5 protein-coding genes and 1 pseudogene are annotated in these 6,000 nt (G+C 43.2%); 2 read left to right on the forward strand and 4 right to left on the reverse strand.

Annotated features, from left to right (window positions below):
- Positions 1 to 11: 11 nt before the first annotated feature.
- The 3 genes from sdhA to sdhC are packed head-to-tail and all read right to left on the reverse strand — an operon-like array spanning position 12 to position 2,506.
- Positions 12 to 1,778 carry a succinate dehydrogenase flavoprotein subunit gene (gene sdhA, locus ACIPUA_RS21025; protein ID WP_042848296.1) on the reverse strand — a complete coding sequence of 589 codons (1,767 nt, stop codon included), beginning with the start codon at positions 1,776 to 1,778 and terminating at the stop codon, positions 12 to 14.
- Positions 1,779 to 2,123, reverse strand: a complete 345-nt coding sequence (sdhD, locus tag ACIPUA_RS21030; RefSeq protein ID WP_449060104.1) for a succinate dehydrogenase membrane anchor subunit — start codon at positions 2,121 to 2,123, stop codon at positions 1,779 to 1,781. It lies immediately after the preceding gene.
- The gene (sdhC, locus tag ACIPUA_RS21035) at positions 2,117 to 2,506 is read right to left on the reverse strand and encodes a succinate dehydrogenase cytochrome b556 subunit (protein ID WP_004909059.1); all 390 of its coding nucleotides are present in this window, start codon (positions 2,504 to 2,506) and stop codon (positions 2,117 to 2,119) included. The genes sdhD and sdhC overlap by 7 nt, the downstream gene beginning before the upstream one ends.
- Positions 2,507 to 3,178: 672 nt before the next feature.
- On the opposite strand from sdhC, the gene ACIPUA_RS21040 reads away from it, so the two are divergent.
- The gene (locus ACIPUA_RS21040) at positions 3,179 to 4,465 is read left to right on the forward strand and encodes a citrate synthase (RefSeq protein ID WP_042848298.1); all 1,287 of its coding nucleotides are present in this window, start codon (positions 3,179 to 3,181) and stop codon (positions 4,463 to 4,465) included.
- A 64-nt stretch (positions 4,466 to 4,529) separates the two neighbouring features.
- On the opposite strand, the gene ACIPUA_RS21045 is transcribed toward ACIPUA_RS21040, so the two are convergent.
- Entirely contained in the window at positions 4,530 to 5,288 is a 759-nt protein-coding gene (locus tag ACIPUA_RS21045) for an AraC family transcriptional regulator (RefSeq protein WP_449060105.1), read from the reverse strand.
- 133 nt (positions 5,289 to 5,421) lie between these two features.
- Between ACIPUA_RS21045 and ACIPUA_RS21050 the strand changes: the two are divergent.
- Positions 5,422 to 6,000: pseudogene (locus ACIPUA_RS21050) on the forward strand (MFS transporter); the annotation flags it as partial.

The following is a 6,000-nucleotide window of genomic DNA, read 5'->3' on the forward strand; positions in this document are numbered from 1 at the left end:
AACACCACGCATTAGTAGGTACGAATTTTCGGTGGGAAGGCTTCACGCAATTTTGGCTGCATGTTGACTTCACGACGCGTCATCGTTTCAGATTGCGGTAAATATAATGAGTGACATAACCAATTCGCATCATCACGCTCTGGATAGTCAAAGCGGCTATGCGCCCCACGACTTTCTGTACGGAAGTTCGCTGCTTGTGCTGTCGCATAAGCGGTTTCCATCAGGTTATCCAGTTCTAAACACTCAATACGCTGAGTGTTGAACTCTGTTGAGGTATCATCAAGACGTGCATTTTGCAGGCGTTCACGGATCACTTTTAGCTCTTCCAGACCTTTCGCCATCGCATCACCTTCACGGAATACCGAGAAGTTATGCTGCATACAGGTTTGCAGTGCCTTGCGGATCTCAGTTGGATCTTCGCCAGTACGAGCCCCTTCCCAACGGTTAAAGCGTGTCATCGCCGCATCAATATCGGATTCAGAAGCATCACGCATTGAACCTTGTTCCATGATGGACTCTTTTAGGTGTAGACCCGCAGAACGACCAAATACGACTAAGTCGAGCAATGAGTTACCGCCTAAACGGTTAGCGCCGTGTACAGATACACACGCAATTTCACCCACAGCAAACAGACCTGGAATAACTTCGTCTTCGCCTTTTTCGTTATAGCGAATCGCTTGGCCAGTCACTTTTGTTGGAATACCACCCATCATATAGTGACAAGTTGGAATAACTGGGATTGGCTCTTTGATTGGGTCAACGTGAGCAAAGGTACGGGATAATTCAAGAATACCCGGTAAACGAGACTCGAGAACTTCTTTCCCTAAATGATCCAATTTCAGTTTGGCATGTGGACCCCAAGGACCATCACAGCCACGGCCTTCACGGATTTCAATCATGATTGAACGTGCAACAACATCACGACCTGCCAAATCTTTCGCATTTGGCGCATAACGTTCCATGAAGCGCTCACCGTCTTTATTCAGCAAATAGCCACCTTCACCACGGCAACCTTCTGTCACAAGAACCCCTGCGCCAGCGATACCCGTCGGGTGGAATTGCCACATTTCCATATCTTGTAAAGGAACACCAGCACGAGCTGCCATCCCAACACCATCACCGGTATTGATATGCGCATTGGTGGTCGATTGATAAATACGCCCTGCACCACCCGTAGCTAAGATGGTCGCTTTAGCTTTGAAGTAAACTAATTCGCCAGTTTCCATACAAATTGCAGTACAGCCCACCACATCGCCGTCTTGATTTTTAACTAAATCAAGGGCATACCACTCTGAAAAGATGGTTGTGTGATTTTTTAAGTTTTGCTGATACAAAGTATGTAACAATGCGTGACCAGTCCGGTCAGCCGCAGCCGCAGTACGTGCCGCTTGCTCGCCACCGAAATTCTTAGACTGACCACCAAATGGACGCTGATAAATACTGCCATCGTCTAAGCGAGAAAAAGGTAACCCCATATGCTCTAATTCTAGGATAGCCTCGGGCCCTGTTTTACACATGTATTCGATTGCATCTTGGTCACCGATATAGTCGGAACCTTTCACGGTATCATACATATGCCATTCCCAGTTATCAGGGTGAGTGTTACCTAAAGCAACAGTGATACCACCTTGCGCTGATACTGTATGAGAACGGGTTGGAAATACTTTTGACAGCAGAGCACAAGACAGGCCCAACTGTGAAATTTGAAGTGCTGCACGCATACCTGCGCCACCAGCACCAATAACGATAGCGTCAAACTCTCTGATTGGCAGATTCATTTATGCACCCCACACAACAATTGTTCCGTAAATTAAATAAGCCAACAGACCAACAACGATAGCCAGTTGCAGCACTAAACGAATTGCTAGCGGCTTGACATAGTCAGTTAGCACTTGCCACATGCCAATCCACGCATGCACAAGAATCGAGAACAATGTGAGGATAGTAAATACTTTCGTCACAGAAGAAGCGAAGAAACCACGCCATACTTCATAAGTAATATCATTGATAGCAACAAAACCAACAATGTAAATTACGTATAATACGATAATAATCGCAGAAACACGGATTAACAGCCAGTCCTGGATACCAGTACGGCCTAAAGCAGAAGCATTACTTACCATACTAAGATCCCCGCCAGAATTGCCAGAATTACGGTGATAACAAATGTAATTTTTGCAGATGAGTTACCAGCAGCAAGGGTTTCATCAACACAGCCAAAATCCATCAGCATATGACGAATACCACCACAAATGTGGTAAGCCAATGCCGTTAGAATGCCCCAAAGAATGAACTTAGCAAAAAAGCCAGTCATTATTTCAGACGCGTATTGAAAACCTTCTGGAGAGGAGAGAGATGTCCCTAGCAACCAAAGCAGAATACCAACTGCGATGAGAGTAATGACGCCAGAGACACGGTGCAAGATCGAAGATATTGCAGTGATCGGGAAATGAATCGTCTGCAAATCAAGGTTGACAGGTCTTTGTTTTTTCACAATTTTGCCCACACAGCTCTTTATTATTTTCCATCCTCCGGACCTGGGGTGGAAATCAGACAGCGACAGGGGGTACAAAATGCAACTTAACACAAACTCTAATCCATCATGTTTAAATAAAGTTGCATACTGATCACGCTGGGAACTCCTACTACAGGGTAATCCGGAGACCTGCCGCTAGTATAAAGTCTTCACAATGCCATTACAATTCCCACACAAAATGTTTGGGGACATTTAGCCCGAACAGTGAGAAGGATCACGATTTAAACATTTTGTATAAATGTGCTTATCTTATTTGACAATGATTCAACATTTATCTTACATATAGGTCTAGCAGAATTATCTTAAGGTGTGGGCGTTCCCTCACTGAAAAATAAAAAACATGAATGTTGCAATGTTAAGTACCTTCCAATTTGAACTGTGACAGGTATTACTAACAAAAGTTATGAAAGTTGTTCCTCTTACCACAAATAATGATATTGTAAGTAAAACAACAAAAAGAACATAACATCTACACACTCATAAACAACCTAATTACATTGTCGTCGGTCGTCAGATTTCAGGTTTTATGTGATAGCTAGCTGATTTTCTAATCATACCGGTAGAACAATGCACGAAGAAACAGTATAACGCTGAGCTTCTGGGTTGTTGGGTGTCGATTATCAAGCGCTAAGGAGACCGTAAATGGCTGATAACAAAGCTAAGCTAACGACTGGTAGTAAGGGTGATATTGACCTCGATATTTTAAGCCCTACCATTGGTCAAGACGTTATCGATGTCCGAACTTTAGGTTCAAAAGGGTTCTTTACCTATGACCCTGGTTTTACTTCTACTGCATCCTGTGAATCAAAAATCACCTATATCGATGGTGATGAAGGCATTCTGCTGCATCGTGGTTTCCCGATCGATCAACTCGCTACCGAAGCTTCTTACCTCGAAGTTTGTTATATCCTGTTATACGGCGAAGCACCGACTCAAGAGCAATACGACACATTTAAAAATACGGTAACTCGCCACACGATGATCCACGAGCAAATCACTCGCATGCTGAATGGCTTCCGTCGTGACTCACACCCAATGGCAGTGTTATGTGGTGTAACAGGTGCACTGGCTGCGTTCTACCATGATGCATTGGACGTGAACAACCCGCGCCACCGTGAAATTACAGCTTATCGTCTGCTGTCAAAAATGCCAACTGTTGCGGCAATGTGTTATAAATACTCCATTGGCCAGCCTTTTGTTTATCCACGTAATGAACTGTCGTACGCGGGTAACTTCTTGCATATGATGTTCTCTACACCATGTGAAGAATATGTGGTAAATCCAGTTCTTGAACGTGCAATGGATCGGATTTTAATCCTGCATGCTGACCACGAACAGAACGCTTCAACATCAACCGTACGTACTGCTGGGTCATCAGGTGCAAACCCATTTGCTTGTATTGCTGCGGGTATTGCGTCTCTGTGGGGGCCAGCTCACGGTGGTGCTAACGAAGCCTGTTTACGCATGTTGGAAGAAATTCAAACCGTTGAGCATATCCCTGCATTTATCGAACGTGCGAAAGACAAAAATGACTCTTTCCGCTTAATGGGCTTTGGTCACCGTGTTTATAAAAACCATGACCCACGTGCAACTGTGATGCGTGAAACTTGCCACGAAGTACTTAATGAGTTGGGCTTAAACGATAGCTTACTCGAAGTCGCTATGGAGCTAGAACGTATTGCCCTGAATGACCCGTACTTCATTGAGAAAAAACTGTATCCAAACGTTGACTTCTATTCAGGTATCATATTGAAGGCAATGGGAATTCCATCTTCAATGTTTACTGTTATTTTTGCTATTGCACGTACAATTGGTTGGATAGCCCATTGGAATGAAATGCATGATGACGGTCTGAAAATTGCTCGTCCTCGTCAGCTGTATACGGGTTACAGCCAACGTAAATTCAACTCTGGATTAGCAAAAAAATAATATTCAATTAAATCTATCCCCCTACAAATACTCAAGCCTCGGTTTATCGGGGCTTTTTTCTCTTTTACTGTTGATATTCCCGCGGTGTTACCCCACTCATTTTGCGAAAAAAACTGATAAAAGCACTATCACTGGCTAAGCCAAGCTCTTGAGTAATAAAGTGATATGGGTGATTTTGTGCCAATAACTCAATCGCTTTAATAAACCGCCATTGTTGCCGCCATGTTTGATAAGTCATTCCGGTTTCTTTTAAGAAAACCCGTGTAATGGTTTTTTCACTTGCGCCAATCGTTTGAGCAAGTTGGTTTAAATTAGGTGGTAATTGCTCGATATCGAGGCCTTTAAAGCGCCTATCTTGAGGAAGTGCAAGTAATGTTGGCTCAGTCGTTGCACTTTGTAGTTCATCGATAAATACTAGTAATAAATTTGCTAAGCGCCCTTGTTGCCAATCACTGTCAAACGGGGCAATTGCAATCCGTTCAAGTACCTCTCTTAGCAGAGGTGAAATGCTCAAAATGACGACTTCATTTGCTATTTTTTTAGCATATTGTTCACTTAAATACACCGAACGATAGCCCACAGATGCGCGCATTTGTGCTCGGTGACAAACAAATGGAGGTATCCATGCCACCCTTCCAGGAGGTAATAGAGAAATTCGGTTCTCAAGTGAAATTCGTATACACCCTTGTTGTGTAAACAAAAGCTGCCCCATTTCATGGCTATGTAAACCAGAATCATGTTGCCCCATTTGAGCTGCTATTCCCAATACTGGCGCTGTATACCAGTGAGTTTGAAATTCATCTGTTTGTTCTAGCCAAGCCATAATGTCCCTTTTTTGATATTTATAGTCTTTATTTTTGTAATGGGACACTAAAAATACCATTAAACTACTTGTCATTGAATAGTTGTATTCATCTTCACCATCTATTTTTATTAATATAAGCAGGATAATTGGTATGAAACACCCTCTTTCATTATGGCTTGCTGTTGCCTTAATGATGTTTCCACAAATCGTGGAAACCATATACAGCCCAGCATTGACCAACATTGCTAGCGCATTTAATGTCGATGCTGAACAAGCATCACAAACATTATCATTCTATTTCTTTGCTTTTGCGCTAGGTGTCGTATTTTGAGGAAGAATGTGTGATACGCTAGGCCGCCGCCCGACTATTCTGGCAGGTCTGTTGATCTACGGTATCGCCTCTATCTGCGCGTTGTTTATCACACACTTTTATTTATTACTGTTAATGAGAATGCTTGCCGCATTTGGTGCCGCCGTCGGTTCAATTGGAACACAAACAGCAATGCGTGATAGCTATCAAGGGCATGAATTAGCTAAAGTTTTTTCAATTATGGGTATTGCCCTAGCCATTAGTCCTGCATTAGGGATGTTATTCGGTGCGGGGTTAGTTAGTTTTGGCGGATATATCGCCGTTTTTACTGGCTTGGCATTTCTCGCGGTCGTGCTTTTTATTTGGTCTACTTGCCGTTTACCAGAAACACGCCCTGAAAATGTGATCAAAGTCCCATTT

It is taken from the genome of Providencia sp. AGC89 (assembly GCF_053543535.1).

Coding starts and splice junctions, on each gene's coding strand:
- ACIPUA_RS21045 (WP_449060105.1), bottom strand. CDS start 5,288: ATGGCTTGGCTAGAACAAACAGATGAATTTCAAACTCACTGGTATACA.
- sdhA (WP_042848296.1), bottom strand. CDS start 1,778: ATGAATCTGCCAATCAGAGAGTTTGACGCTATCGTTATTGGTGCTGGT.
- ACIPUA_RS21040 (WP_042848298.1), top strand. CDS start 3,179: ATGGCTGATAACAAAGCTAAGCTAACGACTGGTAGTAAGGGTGATATT.
- sdhD (WP_449060104.1), bottom strand. CDS start 2,123: ATGGTAAGTAATGCTTCTGCTTTAGGCCGTACTGGTATCCAGGACTGG.